18 protein-coding genes are annotated in these 20,742 nt (G+C 56.3%); 8 read left to right on the top strand and 10 right to left on the bottom strand.

The features are described 5' to 3' along the window. Positions 1 to 65: 65 nt before the first annotated feature. The 3 genes from F3I20_RS02900 to F3I20_RS02890 form a co-directional block, all read right to left on the bottom strand. The gene (locus F3I20_RS02900; protein WP_150012754.1) at positions 66 to 560 is read right to left on the bottom strand and encodes a MarR family winged helix-turn-helix transcriptional regulator; all 495 of its coding nucleotides are present in this window, start codon (positions 558 to 560) and stop codon (positions 66 to 68) included. A 335-nt stretch (positions 561 to 895) separates the two neighbouring features. After that, entirely contained in the window at positions 896 to 1,207 is a 312-nt protein-coding gene (locus tag F3I20_RS02895; protein ID WP_150012755.1) for a hypothetical protein, read from the bottom strand. Further along, positions 1,204 to 2,748: a methyl-accepting chemotaxis protein gene (locus F3I20_RS02890; protein ID WP_150012757.1), complete on the bottom strand. Its 1,545-nt coding sequence runs from the start codon at positions 2,746 to 2,748 to the stop codon at positions 1,204 to 1,206. The genes F3I20_RS02895 and F3I20_RS02890 overlap by 4 nt, the downstream gene beginning before the upstream one ends. A gap of 605 nt (positions 2,749 to 3,353) precedes the next feature. Here F3I20_RS02890 and F3I20_RS02885 point away from each other — a divergent pair. Then, entirely contained in the window at positions 3,354 to 4,910 is a 1,557-nt protein-coding gene (locus tag F3I20_RS02885) for a putative bifunctional diguanylate cyclase/phosphodiesterase (RefSeq protein WP_150012759.1), read from the top strand. 76 nt (positions 4,911 to 4,986) lie between these two features. Here the strand turns inward: F3I20_RS02885 and F3I20_RS02880 are convergent, their stop codons facing one another. Continuing rightward, a complete protein-coding gene (locus tag F3I20_RS02880) occupies positions 4,987 to 6,060 on the bottom strand; it encodes a porin (RefSeq protein WP_150038007.1) in 1,074 nt (357 codons plus the stop codon). A 928-nt stretch (positions 6,061 to 6,988) separates the two neighbouring features. Between F3I20_RS02880 and F3I20_RS02875 the strand changes: the two genes are divergently transcribed. The 6 genes from F3I20_RS02875 to spy all read left to right on the top strand — a co-directional run bounded on the left by F3I20_RS02875 (position 6,989) and on the right by spy (position 13,877). After that, positions 6,989 to 8,209, top strand: coding sequence for an aspartate aminotransferase family protein (locus tag F3I20_RS02875; protein ID WP_150012763.1), 1,221 nt, complete (start codon positions 6,989 to 6,991; stop codon positions 8,207 to 8,209). Then, positions 8,206 to 9,237: an arginine N-succinyltransferase gene (gene astA / locus F3I20_RS02870; protein WP_150038008.1), complete on the top strand. Its 1,032-nt coding sequence runs from the start codon at positions 8,206 to 8,208 to the stop codon at positions 9,235 to 9,237. Before F3I20_RS02875 ends, astA begins: the two co-directional genes overlap by 4 nt. Then, a complete protein-coding gene (gene astD, locus F3I20_RS02865) occupies positions 9,234 to 10,703 on the top strand; it encodes a succinylglutamate-semialdehyde dehydrogenase (RefSeq protein WP_150038009.1) in 1,470 nt (489 codons plus the stop codon). Before astA ends, astD begins: the two co-directional genes overlap by 4 nt. After that, positions 10,700 to 12,028: an N-succinylarginine dihydrolase gene (gene astB / locus F3I20_RS02860; RefSeq protein WP_150038010.1), complete on the top strand. Its 1,329-nt coding sequence runs from the start codon at positions 10,700 to 10,702 to the stop codon at positions 12,026 to 12,028. Before astD ends, astB begins: the two co-directional genes overlap by 4 nt. 50 nt (positions 12,029 to 12,078) lie before the next feature. Beyond that, positions 12,079 to 13,074 carry a succinylglutamate desuccinylase gene (astE, locus tag F3I20_RS02855; protein WP_150038011.1) on the top strand — a complete coding sequence of 332 codons (996 nt, stop codon included), beginning with the start codon at positions 12,079 to 12,081 and terminating at the stop codon, positions 13,072 to 13,074. A gap of 308 nt (positions 13,075 to 13,382) precedes the next feature. Continuing rightward, positions 13,383 to 13,877 (top strand): ATP-independent periplasmic protein-refolding chaperone Spy, encoded by a 495-nt coding sequence (spy, locus tag F3I20_RS02850; RefSeq protein WP_150012773.1) that lies wholly within the window; start codon positions 13,383 to 13,385, stop codon positions 13,875 to 13,877. 72 nt (positions 13,878 to 13,949) lie between these two features. On the opposite strand, the gene cho is transcribed toward spy, so the two are convergent. The 4 genes from cho to F3I20_RS02830 form a co-directional block, all read right to left on the bottom strand. Next, entirely contained in the window at positions 13,950 to 14,810 is an 861-nt protein-coding gene (gene cho, locus F3I20_RS02845) for an excinuclease Cho (protein ID WP_150012775.1), read from the bottom strand. A 67-nt stretch (positions 14,811 to 14,877) separates the two neighbouring features. Then, positions 14,878 to 15,768: an aromatic amino acid DMT transporter YddG gene (gene yddG / locus F3I20_RS02840; protein ID WP_150038012.1), complete on the bottom strand. Its 891-nt coding sequence runs from the start codon at positions 15,766 to 15,768 to the stop codon at positions 14,878 to 14,880. Positions 15,769 to 15,828: 60 nt separating this feature from the next. After that, complete coding sequence (nadE, locus tag F3I20_RS02835; RefSeq protein WP_013357668.1) at positions 15,829 to 16,653, bottom strand: NAD(+) synthase; 825 nt, start codon at positions 16,651 to 16,653, stop codon at positions 15,829 to 15,831. Positions 16,654 to 16,771: 118 nt separating this feature from the next. Beyond that, the gene (locus F3I20_RS02830; protein WP_150038013.1) at positions 16,772 to 17,974 is read right to left on the bottom strand and encodes a multidrug effflux MFS transporter; all 1,203 of its coding nucleotides are present in this window, start codon (positions 17,972 to 17,974) and stop codon (positions 16,772 to 16,774) included. A 303-nt stretch (positions 17,975 to 18,277) separates the two neighbouring features. Here F3I20_RS02830 and osmE point away from each other — a divergent pair, with 303 nt between their 5' ends. Beyond that, the gene (gene osmE, locus F3I20_RS02825) at positions 18,278 to 18,613 is read left to right on the top strand and encodes an osmotically-inducible lipoprotein OsmE (protein ID WP_010245718.1); all 336 of its coding nucleotides are present in this window, start codon (positions 18,278 to 18,280) and stop codon (positions 18,611 to 18,613) included. Positions 18,614 to 18,679: 66 nt separating this feature from the next. Here osmE and F3I20_RS02820 read toward each other — a convergent pair whose 3' ends face one another. Beyond that, positions 18,680 to 19,069: a DUF6515 family protein gene (locus tag F3I20_RS02820; RefSeq protein ID WP_150012782.1), complete on the bottom strand. Its 390-nt coding sequence runs from the start codon at positions 19,067 to 19,069 to the stop codon at positions 18,680 to 18,682. Positions 19,070 to 19,257: 188 nt separating this feature from the next. After that, on the bottom strand, positions 19,258 to 20,649 hold the full coding sequence (locus tag F3I20_RS02815; protein WP_150012784.1) for an L-cystine transporter: 1,392 nt from the start codon (positions 20,647 to 20,649) through the stop codon (positions 19,258 to 19,260). Positions 20,650 to 20,742: the final 93 nt, after the last annotated feature.

Genomic DNA, 20,742 nt, shown 5'->3' with positions numbered 1-20,742 from the left:
AAAAGCATCCGAACGGTCAACGCTTCGGCGAATCAGCCTGCCCGTCTGTTTATCGAACGCGCGCATTATGGCAGGGCCTTAAGCAGTTTTTCCCGCAGCGTGGCAACCTGGGTCGTCAGTTCACCAAGCTCACTGCAGGCGGTATCCATTACTGAGATCATATCTGCCGGGACACCCGCCGCCGCGACTTTAAGCTGGTGGCCCTGTTCCGTCAGTGAGACCACGACCCGACGCTCATCCTTCCCGGTGTCACGCTGCCGACAGATAATGCCAGCGCTCTCCAGCCGCTTCAGAAGTTGACTGAGCGTGCCGGAATCCAGCCGGACGCGCGCGCCAATATCAGAAACGGTCAGGCGATCTTTTTCCCACAGCACCAGCAGTACCAGATACTGCGGATAGGTCAGCCCAAGCGGTTTCAGCCGCGACTGATAAAGCTTTGTCATGGCGAGCGATGCGGAATAAAGCGCAAAGCAGAGAAACTGGTCAATGGTTTCTGGCGCTGCACTGGCGGGAGACGTATCAGCGATCCCCGCGGTTTCATCATTCATATTTTTACTCATTCTGAGTCCGGGGCAGGAGAGCCAGACCACCGGCGGCTTGTCAGCCCTGAAGTCTTGCTAAGTGCATATCGGGGAGATGCAGACTGCAGCAGCATCTCTATTCGGGTGTCAGAAACCCTACTTTCAATCGCTTTCGCGGCGAGAGGAAAAGCCGTTGGCTGCGCCTCCGGTTAAAAGGTGGCTCAGTATTGAGTCAAATTAAATTGAAGTCAACATAACCGGGCGCAGCCCCTGGCGCACAACGTGCGCCGGAGGCAAAACGGCTAAGATTTGCTGCAAAATTTCAGCATTTAACGCAGAAGTGAATGCCGCACATTATCAGCACCCTGATCCGGTCATCGGGTAATGACCGCGCAGCGCAGAAAGTTATCCATGACCGCAATCATTCTTCCCACCGCCAGCAGGTCAGCGGCCAGCAACAGGTCGCTGCGCACCAGTTTGTCCATCAGGGCGCGATCACTCATGTGCGCCTGAATCCGGCTGTAAAGCTGGGTCAGATGTATCCAGTTATTGGCGAACGTATCCACACTCAGATACTCGCCTTCACTGAGCTGCTGAAGCAGGATATCCACATCCTGTTTCAGGCCGCCGATCCGGTTGATGAGGTCAGCCGTGCCGACGGAGAGTTGTCCGCCGGAAGGGTTCATACGGTGAAGGTCCCCACCATGCCGCGCAGGTCGCGCGCCTGCGCCAGCAGGGACTGTGACGCAGAAGAAGACTCTTCCACCAGCGCGGCGTTATTCTGCGTGACGCCGTCCATCTGACTGACTGCAATACTGACCTGGGAGATGCCCTGCATCTGTTCACCGGAGGAGAGTGAGAGGTTGTCCATGGCATCGGCCAGTTCGCCCACACGGCTGACAATTTCCAGGATGCGCTCACCCGTGCCTGCCGCCACGGTGACGCCTTCCTCGACCTGCGTGACCGCCTGCTCAATCAGCTGCTTGATGTCGCGCGCCGCAGTGGCGCTGCGCTGGGCAAGCGAGCGGACTTCACCCGCGACCACGGCAAATCCGCGACCGTCTTCACCGGCACGTGCTGCTTCTACGGCAGCGTTAAGCGCCAGAATATTGGTCTGGAAAGCGATACCTTCTATCACTGAGGTAATGTCACGCACCCGCACGGCACTCAGCGAAATGTCATGCATGGTTTCTGACAGGCGCTGAACATCGACTTCGCCCGCGTGAGCCAGCGTGGCAGCCTCGCGTGCTGAACCCGCCGTCTGATGCGCGCCCGCCGCATTGCTTTTTACGGTGGCAGTGAGCTGCTCCATGCTGGCTGCGGTTTCCTGCAGCGCAGCAGCCTGCTGCTCGGTGCGGGATGACAGCTCACTGTTGCCCTGAGAAATCTCATCGGCCGCCAGTGCCACCGAAGCGGAAGCATCTTTAATTTGCGACACCAGCCCGCGCAGATTGGTCTGCATTTCGCTCAACGAAGCAAGCAGACTGGTGCTGTCGCCACGGCGTAGCGTAACCGGGGAGGTGAGATCGCCAGCGGCAATCGCGGCAGCCAGCGTTTGTGCCTGAACAGGTTCGCCGCCCAGCTGACGCATCAGTATCCGCACAATAAACGCGCCGGTCGCGACCGCAGCCAGTATGGAGAGGACCGCCAGAATGATCAGTATCCAGGTGGTACGGGCGATAGCGTTACCGTTCTCTACCACCGCATCCCGGCTGCTGCGCATCTCAAGTTCAGTCAGGTCGTTGATCGCTTTAAGCAGACTCTGCTGTGCAGGACGCGTGACGGTCAACAGATAGCTGGTGACCTCCTGCTGACGGTTTTCCAGTCCGAGTTTCCCGGCGGTCATCAGGGTAGAAAGAGCAGCGTCTTCGGTTGACTCAATTCTGCTCATTGCCTCTCGTCCGGCTGACCCTGTGTCGGTCTGCATCATGCGCGATAGCGCTTCACGATTGCTGATGTAAAGCGCTCGTTGTTTTTGCAGGCGTTCCCACTCTGGCTGCATTTCGACAGGATCGGTCAGCAGGGCGAGGTTACGTACCGCAATAGCCATATCACGCACGCCGCCACGCATATCCAGCACCGTCTGGTATTTTTTCAGGCGGACATTAACCACCTCGTCCATGCTATCACGGGCGCTGTTCAGCGCCTGAATCGCGGTGCCTGCACAGAGAATAAACAGTAAAATCAGCAGGCCAAAACCTGCGCCAAGCCGCGTTGAAATTTTCATCCATTTTCCTGAAGAGTTCGTTGGGTAACAAGGTATCGGCAGGCGGAAAAGGTTCTGTAGGGTTGTGTTTAACTAAATTGAGTGCTATTTAGTTTTGCACGACAAAAGACGATTCCGCTGGTTCGTGTCCCACGTGATTAGTCGGCCGGTAATAAATGAAAAAAGTGCCATGTTCGCAGGCTTTGTAACGCAAATTTTCGCAACGACTTAGGGTGGCAGAACACGTCAAACCCTTGTTAATTGAAGATTTAGCTGCCCTGGCGTGGTGCATTTTGACGTGCTGTGCGGTGTCCCGACTTCCCGTTCACATCACCTGTCGGAACACGAGTAATGCATAAATTTAACCGGAAGGGCCTGTTAATCTGGCCGCCGCTGCCGATAGAACATTCATCAATAATGATGACGTAACCGGCACGCGCCGCTCAGAGCAGGTCTTCTGTTGTGCTGGCGCGAGGCGGATAAGAACGCGTGATTTCTATGAGCAGAAATAGCGGAGGGGTGATTATCGTCGGCAGTTAAGCTGACAGGCTATGAGAAATACACCCCGGTTTTTTACTGATAATTAAAACAACACTCTTACACTCTCCATCACCGGGAATGAATGCATGCGCCTGAAACTTTCCTGGCTCGCAGTGCTGAATATTGCGACCATCATATTACTTTCCATATTGTGGGAATTCGGGCTTGAGGCGCGGATTTCCACTCTGCTGGGCCTGGGCTACGATCCCGGTTTCGAAACAAGTGAACGGGTGCGGTTTATCCTCACCGCCACTGCGTTTGCCGGGCTGGCGATGATTATTCCGGCGCTGCTTATCGTAAAGTTGCTCCGCCAATCGCTGAATGCAGAAAAAACCGCACTCAGGCTGGCCGGTACAGATGCGCTGACCGGGGCGATGAATCGCCGGGCATTCACCGCGCATCTTGCTGCGCTGAATGCCGGAGAAATGTCTTACACCCTGACGCTGCTCGATATCAATGATTTCAAAAGTATCAATGACCTGAACGGTCATCGTCAGGGCGACGCCACGCTGGTTGCGCTGGCCGGACTGCTGACCACCTCGGCGGGCTCAGAGAGCCAGGTATTTCGCATTGGCGGGGATGAGTTTGCTATTGTAACCGCGGCGTCGCAGGCTGAGCAGGCCCTGGCCGCGGCTGAAAGTCTCTGTCAGCATGCGGCATCTATCCGGACCGGCCCGCACACCTTCCTGAGCCTTTCTGCCGGAATTGCCAGTTCAGCCTGCACGGGCCAGACCGATGTGGTACGTGCGGCGGATCTGGCGTTGTATGACGCTAAGCGGAATAAGTGTTCTCATCTGGCGCAATTTTCGCCAGACATGGAGCTGCGTTTTCGCCAGCGGGAAAGGCTGGAGCAGGAGGTGGTTGCCGCCGTCAGCGGTCACGCCATCGTTCCCTTTCTGCAACCGCTGGTGTCGCTGCATACCGGAAACATTACCGGTTTTGAAATACTGGCACGCTGGATTACGGCGTCGGGTCAGACGGTTTCGCCCGCCGAGTTCCTGCCGGTGGTGGAGCGGCTGGGGTTGATGGACAGCATGACCGTAGCGCTGTTGCAGGATGCGGTCAGTGCAACACGGGCATGGCCTGCCGGGCTCTGTCTGTCGCTGAATATTACCCCGGAGCAACTGCTGAGGCCGTCACTAACGACCTGTCTGTCCCGCATTATGCAGCAAGCCGGACCCGTCATGCTGGAGCTGGAGATCACGGAACAGAACGTCATGGCCATCTCTGATGATGCCCGCGAGGCGATTCGTCTGCTGAAAGAGGCCGGGATTGGTGTGGTACTGGACGATTTCGGCACCGGCTATTCCAATCTCTCCGTATTGCTGGGGCTGGGTATTACCAAAATCAAAATTGATCAGACGTTTATTGCCGGAATTGTGACCGGATCGGAGCAGCGGAAAGTCGTGGAAACGCTGCTGGCGCTCTGTCAGGGACTGAATGTGGTGATAACGGCAGAAGGCATCGAGGATGTCGCCACGCTGCGGTGGCTGAGAAAACGCGGCTGTGATTATGGTCAGGGTTATCTTTTCAGTCGTCCGATTCCTGCCGGGCAGGCAACCACGCTGCTGGCATCGGCCAATGTGGAAGAGCTGATGCAGGAAGAGGCCGTAGCGGTTAATTTAGTCCGGTCGCTGGGCTGAAGCGATGTGAAAACTGATTTTGCCTGGACTAAGTCAGTGAACAGGCCCGGCAGGAAGCGCCGGACCTGCTTTCTCATCAGAACTGGTAAATCAGACCCAGCGCGGTGATGTCGTCGGTTGCCAGACCGAGCGGGTTGTTATCTTTCAACAGGTTGATACGGTATTCACCATAGACCGACATGTTCTTATTGAAGTAGTAAGTGGCACCCACGGCGGTGTACTTAACAATGTCGGCATCGCCGATGTTTTCAATCTCTTTGCCCTTCGAAGAGACATAGCCTACTGATGGACGGAAGCCGTTCAGGAACTGATACTGCGCTACAGCTTCAACGTTTTGCGCTTTGTTTGCAAAGCCGCCGCTAATCGGGGTGGCGTTCAGGGTCTCGCCATACATTGCGGCCAGATAAATCTGGTTGGCATCATATTTGACTGAGGTCGCCCAGTGCTGGGCTTTTTCGCCTTCACCGCGTGCGGCTGCATTCTGCGCCGTGGTGCGATCCAGGCTCGCAAACGCGCCAGCGAAGCTCAGGCCGAAATCGAAGTCATAAGACGCGGAGAGGGCAAAACCATCGCCATTGGAACGACGCACGCCGTCAGTGTTACTGCTGCGGTCGTTTTTACCCTGATACTGTGCAGCAAGGTTTAACCCGTCAACCAGGCCAAAGAAATCACTGTTACGCCAGGTCAGCACGCCGGTTGAGCGGCCAGAGAGGAAGGCGTCGGTATAACCGGAATCGCCACCGAAGAACGGCAGCATATCGGTGTAACTCAGCGCGTCATAGACCAGGCCATAGTTACGTCCATAATCCAGCGCGCCTGCTTTACCAAATTTCAGGCCAGCATAGCCAAGACGGGTACGGTTACTCGTCTGCGCATCGCTCCCCTCGGAGTTGTGCAGGCTGTACTGATACTGCCAGAAGCCATAACCGGTGAGCTGATCGGTAATCTTCGTCTCGCCCTTGAAACCCAAACGGGCATAAGAAGAGGTATCACCGTTGTTGTTATCGTCGTCAGAAAAGAGGTGTGACACGTTAATCTTGCCGACCAGGTCCAGCTTATTGCCATCCTTATTATAAATTTCTGCGGCCTGCGCGGAGGAGAGACCGATCAGTAACGGCATAATAGCCGCCAGTGAAATGCGCTTCATCATTTAATTATTACCCTGTATTCATTAATTATTATTCCCCTGATGCGGGGTGAAATGAAAATGACACAAAAAGTTAAAATCACAAAGCGCAATAAAAGTAACAAAATGTGATTTCTATATTCAGCTAACGAATAACAGCGGGAATCCGAAGATTAAATGACAAGGTAATAAGATTTTCTTCTAATAAAACCTTCAGTGGTTATGGTGAATAATTACCATGAAATCAACTAATTGAGTGTTAAATTCACGGTGAAATCCATAAGTTAACTGTATATAAATAAAACAGATTAATCTCTGGACTAATTATAGTGAGTTTTATGAGGTTGATAATACCACAAGGGTTTTCTTCTAATCATTAGTCTGCATATTAATATTTGTTCATCTTTTCAGAAATATTATTACCCGTCCGATAATCACGTCATAAATAACCTGCACGACGCTGATTAAATTGTCACCATGTTGTTCGTTAATTAAACGAAAACAGGCCGGAAAATTAATCCGCCGGGCGTGATAAATGAAAATAGTTTGTTAAGTTTTGGCAATACTCCCCTCTTTTTCATGCAAATTCTGTCAGCTACTGTTGCACCATTGCGAGGCAAACTGCGCTAAAACAGGGCAAAGAAGGGGTTTTTGTGGAGAGATAATTTATCAGCGATCACAAAAGCGATATTTCATCCCGCGAATGCATAATTCTGCTGTTTAAAACCCGGCTTTGCCGCTGCAATCAGACAACTATTCACTATATATGCAAATTAAGTGAATATTGACGGCACCTAACCCATTGATATTGCGTTACGAAGATAATTTTATGCATTAATTCTCTGGCTGGCACGTTAACTGCACTCTACAGTAGGGCTGCACTACAACATCTTTTAACAATTTTAAAACATAAGCTTTACCCGGCCGGTAAAGTAAAGCAGGAGAGTGGGTTATGGCACTGCACGTTTCACGTCACGATTTCGATCAATGGATGATGCCGGTTTATGCACCTGCGACATTTATACCGGTTCGCGCAGAAGGCTCCACCGTCTGGGATCAGAACGGTAAAGATTACATCGACTTTGCCGGTGGCATCGCCGTCAATGCGTTAGGACATGCGCATCCGGCGCTACAGCAGGCGTTGCAGGAACAGGCCGCACGTTTATGGCATACCGGTAATGGCTACACCAACGAACCGATCCTGCGGCTGGCGAAGCAGTTGATCGACGCCACCTTTGCTGACCGGGTATTCTTCTGTAACTCCGGCGCGGAAGCAAACGAAGCAGCGCTGAAACTGGCGCGCAAAGTGGCGCATGACCGTGCTGGCCCGCATAAAAGTGGCATCGTGGCGTTTAAGAATGCGTTTCACGGCCGCACCCTGTTTACCGTCTCAGCCGGTGGTCAGCCCGCCTACTCAAAAGACTTTGCGCCGTTGCCGCCAGAGATCCAGCATGCGCCGTTTAACGATCTGGCTGCGGCCGCAGAACTGATTAATGACCATACCTGCGCCGTGATTGTTGAACCCATTCAGGGTGAGGGCGGCGTGCTGCCTGCCGATCCGGCGTTCCTGCGTGGACTGCGCGAACTCTGTGATAAACATCAGGCCGTGCTGATTTTTGATGAAGTGCAGAGCGGCGTGGGTCGTACCGGTTCGCTTTACGCCTATATGCATTATGGCGTCACACCCGATGTGCTCACCAGCGCCAAAGCGCTGGGCGGCGGCTTCCCGATTGGTGCGATGCTGACCCGCGACGATCTGGCGCTGGTGATGGGCGTCGGCACTCACGGCACCACCTATGGCGGCAATCCGCTGGCGGGTGCGGTGGCCGGTAAAGTGATGGAGCTGATCAACCAGCCTGAAATGATGACAGGTGTCACGCAGCGTCACGAGTGGATTGTCGCGGCCCTGGATGAGATCAATCAGCGCCTGCATCTGTTCAAAGAGGTGCGCGGTCTGGGTCTGCTGATTGGCGCGGTGCTCAGCGACGACTTTGCCGGTAAAGCCAAAGAGATCAACCTTGCCGCCGCTGAGATGGGCGTGATGGTGCTGATTGCCGGGGCTAACGTGGTACGCTTTGCCCCCGCGCTGAATATCAGTGAGCAGGAAGTGAAGCTCGGCATGGCACGCTTTGCTGAGGTCTGTGAACGCCTGGTTCGAGGGTCCGCATCATGATGGTAATCCGTCCGGTTGAACGCGATGATTTAAGCCAGCTGATGGCGCTGGCCGGTAAAACCGGTGGCGGACTGACCTCGCTGCCCGTCGATAGCGCCACATTACAGGCGCGTATCGATCGATCGCTGCAGACCTGGGAGGAGTCGCTGCCGCGCGCTGAGCAGGGCTATGTCTTTGTGCTGGCCGACAGTGAAGATAACCGCGCTGTTGGGATATGCGCTATCGAGGTGGCGGTCGGCCTGCAGGATCCCTGGTACAACTTTCGCGTCGGCACGCAGGTGCACGCCTCGAAAGAGCTGAATGTCTACGCCGCGCTGCCAACGCTGTCGCTGAGTAACGATCACACCGGCAGCAGTGAATTGTGCACGCTGTTTCTCGACCCCGATTACCGTGACGGCAAAAATGGCTATCTGCTGTCGAAGTCCCGCTTCCTGTTTATGGCCAGTTTCCGTGAACGCTTCACAGACCGCGTGGTGGCTGAGATGCGTGGCGTCAGCGATGAGCAGGGCCATTCGCCGTTCTGGGAGAGCGTGGGCAGCCGTTTCTTTTCTATGGAATTCAGTAAAGCCGATTTCCTCAGCGGCACCGGCCAGAAATCGTTTATCGCGGAGCTGATGCCAAAGCATCCGCTCTATATCGACTACCTGACACCAGAGGCGCAGGCGGTGATTGGACAGGTGCATCCACAAACCGCCCCTGCCCGGGCCGTGCTGGAGGCGGAGGGCTTCCGCTACCTCAACTATGTTGACATCTTTGATGGCGGCCCGACGCTGGAGTGCGATATCGATCACATCCGCGCCGTGCGCAAAAGCCGTCTGCGCCGCGCAGAACGGGGTGAAAACCCGACGGATGCGCCGCTCTGTCTGGTTGCCAATAACCATTACCGCCAGTTCCGTGTGGCGCTGATCCCGGCCCATGCCGACAGCGACAGCGTACAGCTTACGGATGAACAGATGCGGGCGCTCCACTGCCAGCCGGGCGACAGCCTGCGCGTGGTGACGCTCTGCAAAGAGGAGAAAACAGCATGACGCACCTGATAAAGGGAGAATGGGTAAACGGTAACGCGGAGGTCCTGACCAAAGCGGATCCGGTCAGCGGCGAGACGCTATGGCAGGGCCAGGCGGCATCGGCCGCGCAGGTCACGGCGGCCTGTGACGCGGCGCGCGCCGCCTTTCCGGCCTGGGCCAGACGCCCGCTGGCGGAACGGCAGGCGATCATAGAGAAATTTGCGGCCGGGCTTGAAGCGCACAAAACAGAAATGGCAGAAACCATCGCCCGCGAAACCGGTAAGCCACGCTGGGAGGCGCTGACCGAAGTCGGCGCGATGATCAATAAAATCGGCTTTTCGGTAAAGGCGTATCATAGCCGCACCGGTGAGCAGCATGAAGGCGAAAGCTCGCTGCGCCATCGTCCCCACGGCGTGCTGGCGGTGTTTGGTCCCTATAACTTCCCCGGTCATCTGCCAAACGGCCATATCGTTCCGGCGCTGCTGGCGGGCAACTGCGTGGTCTTTAAACCCAGCGAACTGACGCCGCTGACTGCCGAGAAAACGGTTGAGATCTGGCTGGCCGCGGGCCTGCCAGCAGGAGTCCTGGCGCTGTTGCAGGGCGGGCGTGAGACTGGTCAGGCGCTGGCCACCTGTAGCCAGATCGACGGCCTGCTGTTTACCGGTAGCGCCCATACCGGCTATCAGCTGCATCGCCAGTTTGCCGGTCAGCCTGAGAAGATGCTGGCGCTGGAGATGGGCGGCAATAACGCTCTGATTGTAGAAGAACCGGCTGACCTGGATGCGGCTGTCAACATCACGTTGCAGTCCGCCTTTATTACCGCGGGTCAGCGCTGCACCTGCGCCCGGCGTCTGCTGGTTAAACGCGGCGAGGCGGGCGATGCGTTTCTGCAGCGGCTGGCTGAGGTGGCGGGGCGACTTCAACCGGCCGCGTGGAATGCGGAGCCACAACCCTTTATGGGCAGCGTGATCTCCACCGGCGCGGCAGAGAAGATTATGAGCGAGTGGCAACGTCGGGTTGAGGCGGGCGGTGAGGTGCAGCTGGCGATGCGCTGGCCGGATCGCCACAGCGCCATCCTGACGCCAGGCATTATCGATTTGACCGGCGTGCAGGGCATCCCGGATGAAGAGGTCTTTGGCCCACTGCTCGGCGTGCTCCGCTATGACACCTTTGACGAGGCGATTGCGCTGGCGAACCAGACCCGTTACGGCCTGTCGTGCGGATTAATCTCGCCTTTGCGCCAGCAGTTTGATCAGCTGCTGCTGGAAGCACGCGCCGGTATCGTCAACTGGAACAAACCGCTGACGGGCGCAGCCAGTACCGCACCGTTTGGCGGTATTGGGGCGTCGGGCAACCATCGCGCCAGTGCCTGGTATGCGGCAGATTACTGTGCCTGGCCGATGGCCTCGCTGGAGACGCCGGACCTGACGCTACCCGCCACGCTGTCGCCGGGCCTGGATTTCTCCGCGCCGGAGAAAACATCATGAAGGCAATCGAAGCCAACTTTGATGGGCTGGTGGGATTAACGCACCACTATGCCGGGCTGTCGTTTGGTAACGAAGCCTCAACCCGCAACCAGCTGCAGCCCTCGAACCCCCGTCTGGCGGCAAAGCAGGGATTGCTGAAGATGAAAGCGCTGGCCGATATGGGCTATGTGCAGGGCGTGATCCCGCCACATGAGCGGCCCAATATTGCGGCGCTGCGTCAGCTCGGATTCAGCGGCAGCGATGAGCAGGTGCTGGCGGCAGCCGGGAAAACCGCGCCGGGATTACTCTCCGCCTGCAGCTCCGCGTCGGCAATGTGGGTCGCCAATGCCGCTACGGTTTCGCCGTCAGCAGACAGTCTGGATGGCCGGGTTCACCTGACGGTGGCAAACCTTAACAACAAATTCCATCGGGCAATGGAAGCGCCGGAAACGGCCTGGCTGCTGCGTTCCATCTTCCGTAACGACCGCCATTTTGCCGTGCATGATGCCTTGCCGCAGGTGGCGATGTTTGGTGATGAAGGGGCTGCTAACCACAACCGATTCGGCGGGGCCTATGGCGAGCGTGGCGTGCAGCTGTTTGTCTATGGCCGTGACAGCAGCCATGAGGGCAACGCCCCGCAGCGCTATCCGGCGCGACAGACCCGTGAAGCCAGCGAGGCGGTGGCCCGCCTGCATCAGCTTTCACCCGAAAGCGTGCTGTTCGCGCAGCAGAATCCTGCGGTGATTGATCAGGGCGTATTTCATAACGATGTGATTGCGGTAAGTAACCAGCAGATGCTGTTCTGTCATCAGCAGGCGTTTGTTAATCAGTCTGAGCTGCTGGCGCAGCTTCGGACGCGCGTGCCCGGCTTTGTGGCACTGGAAGTGCCGGCAGATCGGGTCTCGGTAAAAGAGGCGGTAGAGACCTATCTGTTTAACAGCCAACTGCTCAGCCGACCCGACGGCAGCATGATGCTGGTGCTGCCGGAGGAGTCTCGTCAGCATCCGGGTGTCTGGCGCTATCTGTGCGAGCAGGTCGAAGGTGACACGCCACTGAAAGCCCTGAAGGTGTTTGATCTGCGCGAAAGCATGTATAACGGGGGAGGCCCGGCCTGCCTGCGTTTACGGGTGGTGCTGACGCCTCAGGAGCAGCAGGCAGTCAATCCGGCGGTGCTGATGAACGACACGCTTTTCACCACGCTTAATCACTGGATTGACCGTCATTACCGCGATCGCCTGACCCAGGCCGACCTGGTCGACCCGCAGTTACTGCGTGAGGGACGCGACGCGCTGGATGAACTGACGAAGCTGCTAGACTTAGGAAATGTATATGCATTTCAGCAGTGAAGGAGGGGGCAGCTCCGGCTGCCGCCTGCTCAGGGCGAAAAGGAGGAACGATGCAGGACTTTTTACAACAAACGCTCTCCGGCGAAGTACCGCATAAGCGTAGTGGTGAAACGGCGCATCTTCGCTGGCAGTGGTTGTATCACGGCATACTGTTAATGGAGCCAACGGTGCCGGTTAAACAGGCGCTGGTGCTTTCCGCCGGGATCCACGGTAATGAAACCGCCCCGGTTGAAATCGTGAACCAGTTAATTATTCCCCTGCTGCGCGGCGAAAAACCGTTGCAGCAGCGCATGCTGGTGATTCTGGGTAATCCATCAGCGCTGCGGGCGGGTAAGCGCTATGTGCGCTATGACATCAACCGGCTGTTTGGCGGACGCTGGCAGCAGATTGACGATGGCGATGAGGCCCGCCGCGTGCTGCGGCTGGAGCAGACGCTGGAAACATTCTGGCAGCTGGGCGAGTGCGATGAGACGCGCTGGCATCTCGACATGCACACGGCGATTCGCGGCTCTTATCATCCTCAGTTCGGCGTGATGCCGTACAACGAGCGCCCCTGGCCGCCCGGGTTTCTTAACTGGCTGGCCGCAGCCGGTCTGGAAGCGCTGGTATTTCATCGCGCGCCGGGCGGCACCTTTACTCATTTCAGCTGCGAGCACTTCGGTGCAGCCAGCTGCACCCTGGAGCTGGGCAAAGCGTTGCCGTTTGGCGAGAACGATCTCAGTCAATTCAGTGCGGCACAGCAGGCGCTGGCATCGTTACTCTATGGTGAAGCGATGCCTGTCACTACGGTTAAGCCGCGCCATTATCGGGTCGCGCAGCAGATCACCCGGCTGAGTGAGCACTTTACGCTGCATATGTCGCCGGAAACGCTGAACTTTACCGCCTTTCCACAGGGGACGTTACTGGCGGAAGATGGCAACACTCGCTATTACGTGCAGCAGGCACGGGAATATGTGCTGTTCCCGAACCCCAACGTAGCAGCCGGGTTGCGTGCCGGGCTGATGCTGATTGAAGAGGGCGAACAGACCCAGGCGCTGCCGGTCTGATGCCTGACGTAACCGGCACCGTTCATCGGCATTAAAAAATCGACAGGAAAAGCGCGAGACAGCCTTCCGCTTTCCTGTCGTAACCATTACACTCCTCCACGATTTCTGCGAAATCCGCTGTAAATTCATAAACTTTTTCAATTCCTCACGCCTTTCTTCTTATTCTCTTCATGATTGCCCGATTTTTATCTTTTATGCTTTCACGGCTTTACTCAGGCTCTGAGTAGTTGACGTTCAGCGTCGTATGCTTGTTTCCGAAGACGCGACAGAGTGCTGTCGTCATTATCATGAATTATAAGGACACGATTATGCGCAAACTGACTTCCCTTTTACTGGCTTCTTCGCTGGCGTTTGGTGCAGCCAGCGCCGTCCATGCTGCTGCGGATAACCTGACTCCACCGCCAGCAGGCAGCGAAAAAGCGATGCACAAACCGCCAATGCGTCATGGCCCGGAGATGATGTTTAAAGGTCTGAACCTGACCGACGCGCAGAAAACGCAGATGCGCGACATCATGAAAGAGAGCCACAAAGATATGCAGCGTCCATCGCTGGATGAGCGTCGCGCAGCCCACAGCATCATTGCCTCTGACAGCTTTGACCAGAGCAAAGCAGAAGCGCAGGCAGAAAAAATGTCCGCCAATGCGAAAGAGCATGCGCTGAAGATGCTGGAAACCCAGAACAAGCTCTATAACGTGCTGACGCCGGAGCAGAAAAAACAGTACAACGCGAACTTTGAAAAGCGTCTGACTGAGAAAGGCCCGCACGAAGGAAAAATGGCACCGCCAGCAGAACCGGCTGAATAACCTTAGCTAAGCCAAGGGTCTGAGACCGCCGATGATGTCCACTGAAATGAGTGGGCAGCATCGGCGGTTTTTTTATAGCGGAAGAATCGGGTAGGCTCCCGACAGAATCGGGCGGCAGAGAATTTTATAGCCGTCGTGGTCAAAACCGCCTTTGGGCCGCTGCAGTTTTCTGGCCTCATCCATGCTGTTCACCGAACCAAGATAGAACCAGTGGTCGATGACGTGGATCTGCGTCATCTCTTTGCCTTCCTCCACCAGGCCTACGGCACCCTGCCACGGCCAGCAAAAGACCCGGACATTTTCCAGCGCCTCCAGCAGACGATCCTGATGATCGCTGACCGGCTCTTTACCGCAGCAGGCACCGGCACAGCGGCGCAGTGCCGAACGGAAGCAGCCGCGCCCTGCATTGAGCGTTTCCAGACCCAGCAGGCCATGACAGAGCTGATACTCATCCGCAAGCTGCTTCAGTCGTTCAAGCGCGGCAAAGCGACTGCGATAGAGGCCAAACAGGTTGGGAGACTGGCTGAAATCGAGATCTTTTGCGTAAACCACATTTGGTTTGCCATTGGTAATCTGTAACGAGCAGAGCTGCCGGTTTTTGCGCAGTCGCTTATTAAACAGCGGTTGCTGGGTTTTGATCATCTGCGCTTCCAGCAGCAGTGCGCCGAGATCCCCTGCGGTAGGGATCCAGCTGACTCGCCGCGACTGACGCAGCATTTTTGCCTCGTCAGGGGTGCGAAAATGGGACATCACCCGCGAACGCAGATTCACACTTTTACCGATATAGAGCGGCAGTGACTCACTCTCGCCGTGAAAGGTATAGACGCCAGGGTGATTCGGCAGACCTTCCAGCCATTCACGCAGGTGTTCAGGATATTGATAAATTGTATTCGCGTCGGGTTCGGGGCGAAGAATGGCAGAACGTCTGGCCAAAATGGACTCCACTTACTGGTTGTCCATACAGCATAACAGGCAGGCGAAATGATCGCCAGCCGTCTGGTTAAAGACGCCGTGTTGCCAGCCAGCAGATCAGCGAACCCAGGGTAATCATTGCGACCCCCTGCCAGAAGACCAGCGGCGGCGTCAGGCCGAGCCATAGCGATCCCAGCAGAGCCGACAGCACGGGTGTGAAATACGAAGCAGTGGCTAGCAGCGTCAGGTTGCCCTGCTGAATCCCGTGGTTCCAGGTGGAGTAGGCGATAGCCGTAGAGAGGCCGACAAACAGCACCTCAAGCAGCGGTACCAGTGCAAAGGTCATCGGCGCAGAACGATCGCTGAAGGCATATTTAATCCACAGCGCCAGCGCGGTCAGCATAAAAAACAGCGTAACGCCATTCGAACCCCGGGCATAGCGGCGGGTAAGATTGTTGTAGAAAGCCCAGGTCAGAGCCGCGATAAAGGCGAGTGCATAGGCGACAGGATTACGCAGCATATTCTGCCATAGCAGCGCAGGCGAGCCGCTGCCGCTGCTTTTCATTACCCAGACAATCCCCAGCAGCGCCAGCAGCAGCCCGGGCCAGAGCCAGACGCGGAAGCGCTGCTGATTAAATGGGATTGCCAGCACGATGGTGAGACAGGGCCAGAGATAGTTAATCATCCCCAGCTCCAGCGACTGGCTGCGATCGCTGGCCAGCCCGATAGCCATCGCCAGAGAGATTTCATAGCCCACGAAGAGAGTGCCACCCAGCCATAAATAGATTGCAGGCATTGCGCCGGGCTTTGGCAGGCCGCGGGTCAGGCAGAGCAGGAGCGCTGTGGTGGTATAGATCAGCGCCGCGCCGCCAGTGGCACCAAAGGCTTCACTAACGCTGCGCAGCAGGCCAACGGTGGTGCTCCAGAGCAGAATGGCAATAAGCCCGATGAGAGTAGCGCGCGAAACGGTGGCAGGCATGCAGCGATCAACAAGATGAGTGAGAGAAGCCTCCCTTGCCGGGGCAAAGGAGGCGCGGGATTACTTCCAGAAGTCGTCAAACACCGTGATCGGTGGGCGACGTTTGTGCTCGGTCTTCAGATACCAGCCTTCGATGATGCGGGCGTTATCAGGATTGATGGTTTTACCTTCCAGATAATCATCAATCATCTCGTAGGTGACACCCAGCGCCACTTCATCCTGCAGGCCTGGACGATCATCTTCCAGATCGGCAGTCGGCTTCTTCAGGTAGAGATGTTCCGGGCAGCCAAGATGCTTCAGCAGCTGTTTGCCCTGACGCTTGTTCAGGCGGAACAGCGGGTTGATGTCAGTGCCGCCATCGCCATACTTGGTGAAGAATCCGGTGACCGCTTCAGCCGCGTGATCGGTGCCAACCACTACCCCTTTGGTCATGCCGGCAATGCTGTATTGTGCTTTCATACGCTCGCGCGCTTTTTCATTGCCGCGCACGAAGTCGGAAAGCGTGATACCTGCGTCTTTCAGCGCGCGCTCACTGGCCAGTACCGACTCTTTGATATTGACCACCAGCGAACGATCAGGCTTGATAAACGCCAGTGCATCCTGGCAATCCTGCTCATCCGCCTGCACGCCATAAGGCAGACGCACGGCAATAAAGGTGTAGTCATTATCGCCGCTCTCCTGACGCAACTCGCTGATCGCCGTTTGCGCCAGCTTGCCCGCCAGGGTTGAATCCTGGCCGCCGCTTATTCCCAGCACCAGCGTTTTCAGTCCGCTGTGACGTTTCAGGTAGGCTTTAAGAAAATCGACGCTGACGCGCACTTCCTGGTCGGCGTCGATAGCGGGTTTCACACCCAATGCTTCAATAATTTCCTGCTGCAGTGACATGAACTTCTCCTCAGGTCAGTGGCCTGTCGGCTCGATGCGAACGTTTTAATAAAGCTAACGTGCCTTCGCCAAAACAACAAGCTTAAGCGGCAACTGATTACGGCTTAACGTTGCGAAATCAGTGAGTTTTTACCTGAGGCAGCGGTTTTTTGGCCAGCAGGCTGAACATCAGAATGGCCATCATAAAGCAGCCAAAAATGGTGGCACACATGCTCAGTACCGAGGTGCCGCCGATGCCGGTGATCGGCACGGTAATCGCGCCCAGGGTGAACATAGTGACGCCAATCACTGCGGAGGCGCTGCCCGCGCGGTGGCCCTGACTCTGCATCGCCAGTGATGAGGCGGTGGTGGCGATGACGCCATTACTGGCGATGGTAAAGAACAGCGCGACCAGCAGCAGTGCCAGCGGTGCATGGAGCAGCGCGGTCAGCAGCAGCAGGCTGGAGGCGACAAAGGCCAGCGTCAGCCCGCCTTTCAGCACCCGATACTCGCCCCAAAGTGGACAGAGACGGGCGCTGGTCTGCGAGGCAATGATCAGACCAAATCCGTTTGCTGCAAAACAGAAGCTGAAGGCCTGAGGCGACAGGCCATAGAGCTGTTGCAGGACAAACGGAGAGGCACCGATGTAGGCGAACATCCCGGACATCATAAAGCCCTGCGTCAGGCAGAAGCCCATAAAGGGGCGATGGGTTATCACCTGACCCAGCGCTGCGTAGGCGGAGAAGATCGATCCTTTACTGCGTCTTTCTTCTGGCAGCGTTTCATGCAGCTTCCAGCGTGCCAGCAGGATCAGCAGAATGGCAATGCCGCCCAGCACCATAAAGATGCCGCGCCAGTTGACTATCGTCATCAGCACACCGCCCAGGACCGGTGCGCCAATCGGTGCCAGGCCGTTGACCAGCATCAGCAGGGCGAAGAAACGCGTCAGCTCATGACCGCTGTACATATCTCGCGCAATCGCCCGTGACAACACCGCACCACCTGCACCGGCCAGTCCCTCGAACAGTCGTGCCAGCAGCAGCTGGTTAATATCCTGCGCCAGCGCACAACCCATTGAGGCGATAAACAGCAGCACCAGTGACAGGGTCAGCGGACGCAGGCGGCCGAACTTATCGCTCATCGGGCCAAACAGCAACTGGCCAACGCCCAGACCCAACAGACCGGCGGTCAGACTCAGTTGCGCGGTTGCGGTTTCAGTATGCAGATCCTGCGCCATTTGTGGCAGGGCAGGCAGATAGAGGTCGATGCAGAGCGGGCCCAGTGCGGCCAGCAGGCCGAGCGTAACGGCGTAAACCAGGCGGTTGGAGTGTACAGGGGTCATTTATCCTCGGAATCATCAGCGATGGGGTGAACAGAAAGCAGGCAAGGCAGTAAATTACAGAGACCCGTAACGCAGCTATCACACTGCTCAAGGCCTTCACAGATGATGGCCGATGCGTCTGAAAATAGGTCGTTACGGCGTGTCTGTTTTGCGGTGAAGTATACGTCTGCGTTGACAGCAAAACAGCCTTCTTTACGATATCCTGACATTTACCTTGCCACGAATTATTGCTCATAAACTTGATAAATCAGCATTTATGTTCCAGGCTTGTTTCCACATGGACAATCAATGAGGAACAACAAGATGAATAAAGTGATGGGATGTATCGCTGCGGCGCTGACACTGGCTGCACTGTCTGGTTGTACGACTTACGATCGTGCTGAAAGCTACGTGACTAAGCCAGTGGTAAAGGATGTTAAAAAAGGTATGACTCGCGATCAGGTTCGTCAGATCGCCGGTACGCCGTCAACTGAAATCACCATGGTTCACGCGCGCGGCACCTGCCAGACTTACGTACTGGGTCAGCGCGACGGTAAAGCACAGACTTACTTCGTGAGCTATAACGACACTGGCCGTGTGATGAACTACGGCTTCCAGAGCTGTGCGGAATATGACACCGATCCGCAGGTTCAGCAGTAATACGTAGCCCCCCTGAATAGCAAACGGCCCGTCGTCATGACGGGCCGTTTTTCGTTGTGTCGCAGACTACAATCCTGCCGGACGCGGCACCTCAACATAATCACCGTCTATCTGCCGCTGATAGTAGTGGCCGTCCTGCACATAAAAACGTTTACCATTAAAGTCGAGTACCCGCATTTCATTGCTGACCCGCGACTCGGCTGGCGGTTCGACCACCACATATTCCTCCCCGTGACGCTGGTAATAACTGCCGTTCAGCAGGTAGTAGGTCAGTCCGCCAATCAGCACCGCGGTAGCGGCTTCAGGTAAAAAACGTATCGGGCCAGGCCCGCCCCAGTGGGGGCCTGGTCCGCCATGTCGACCCCATCCACCCGGGCCCCAGTCGCCATGGTGGGCAAAAGCCAGCGCGGGCGTCAACAGCGCCAGCGTCAGAAGCGAGGCAATAATTTTTTTCATCGGATGTCCTCCTCATAAGACTGGATGCAGAATTCGCTTTTTGCCGGGCAAAGACAAGCATTAAAGCGGCGATTTTTCGCCTGTTTACCATGCTTAACGCTTTCTTAACGACGTCGCCATCAACGGGGAAGATTATGGAGAGGCAGGGCGGAAATAACCTGGCGCGGGCGCGCCAGGTTTACAGCAGATTAACGATGCGCCAGCTCGGCGTTGTCGTCACTTTCCAGTACGCGCTTATCGGTCAGACCTAACCAGCGGCTGGTCAGGGAACCGGCGGTCATAGAACCGTTGACGTTCAGTGCCGTACGACCCATATCAATCAGCGGCTCAATGGAGATCAGCAGCGCCACCAGGGTGACAGGCAGGCCCATCGCAGGCAGAACAATCAGGGCGGCAAAGGTGGCACCACCGCCGACACCGGCCACGCCTGCGGAGCTCAGCGTCACTATCCCAACCAGGGTGGCAATCCACAGCGGATCAAACGGGTTGATACCAACCGTTGGCGCTACCATCACGGCCAGCATGGTCGGATAGAGACCGGCACAGCCATTCTGTCCAATTGTGGCACCAAAGGAGGCAGCGAAGCTGGCAATCGAGTCAGGTACGCCCAGACGACGGGTCTGCGTCTCCACGCTCAGTGGAATGCTTGCTGCGCTGGAGCGGCTGGTGAAGGCGAATGTGATCACCGGCCACACTTTACGGAAGAAGCGCAGCGGGTTGATGCCGTTCACCGACAGCAGCAGGGCATGGACACCAAACATGATGGCCAGACCGAGGTAAGAGGCGACCACAAAACTGCCCAGCTTGATGATGTCCTGCAGGTTAGAACCGGCAACCACTTTGGTCATCAGCGCCAGCACACCGTAGGGGGTCAGCTTCATGACCAGACGAACCAGCTTCATAACCCACGACTGCAGCGTATCAATTGCGACCAGCACGCGCTGACCTTTCACTTCATCATCTTTCAGCAACTGCAGGGCAGCGACACCCAGGAAGGCGGCAAAGATGACGACGCTGATAATCGAGGTGGGATTGGCACCGGTCAAATCGGCAAACGGGTTTTTCGGGATAAAGGAGAGCACCAGCTGTGGCACGCTCAGGTCAGAGACCTTGCCGACATAGTTGCTCTGGATCGCACTCAGACGCGCGGTTTCCTGCACACCCTGTACCAGACCTTCCGCGCTCAGACCAAACAGGCCGGTCACGAACACGCCGACCAGCGCCGAAATAGCGGTGGTAAACAGCAGTACGCCAATGGTCAGCACGCTGATTTTCCCCAGCGACGAGGCGTTATGCAGACGGGCCACCGCGCTCAGAATAGAAACGAACACCAGCGGCATCACCACCATCTGTAGCAACTGGACATAGCCATTGCCAACGATGTTAAACCAGCTGATAGACTCTTTTACCACTGCGCTATTTTCGCCGTAGATCAACTGCAAAACCAGGCCGAACAGCACGCCGATCACCAGACCGGTCAGCACTTTTTTCGACAGGCTCCAGTTCTGACGGCTGAAGCGGGAGAGTAATACCAGCAGCACCACAAAGGCCACGATATTAAGCGTAAGAGGAAGGTCCATGCTGAAACTCCAGAGTAATGCGGCTTTCCCACCCGGGAAAGCCGCATAACGTTAATCACGAATTAAGACAGCAGGAATGGTAACAGCAGGTGC

Source organism: Candidatus Pantoea gossypiicola (assembly GCF_008632075.1).
Lineage (GTDB): Bacteria > Pseudomonadota > Gammaproteobacteria > Enterobacterales > Enterobacteriaceae > Pantoea > Pantoea gossypiicola.
Note: the sequence above shows the minus strand (reverse complement) of the source record. Positions and strands in the feature narration are given on the sequence as shown.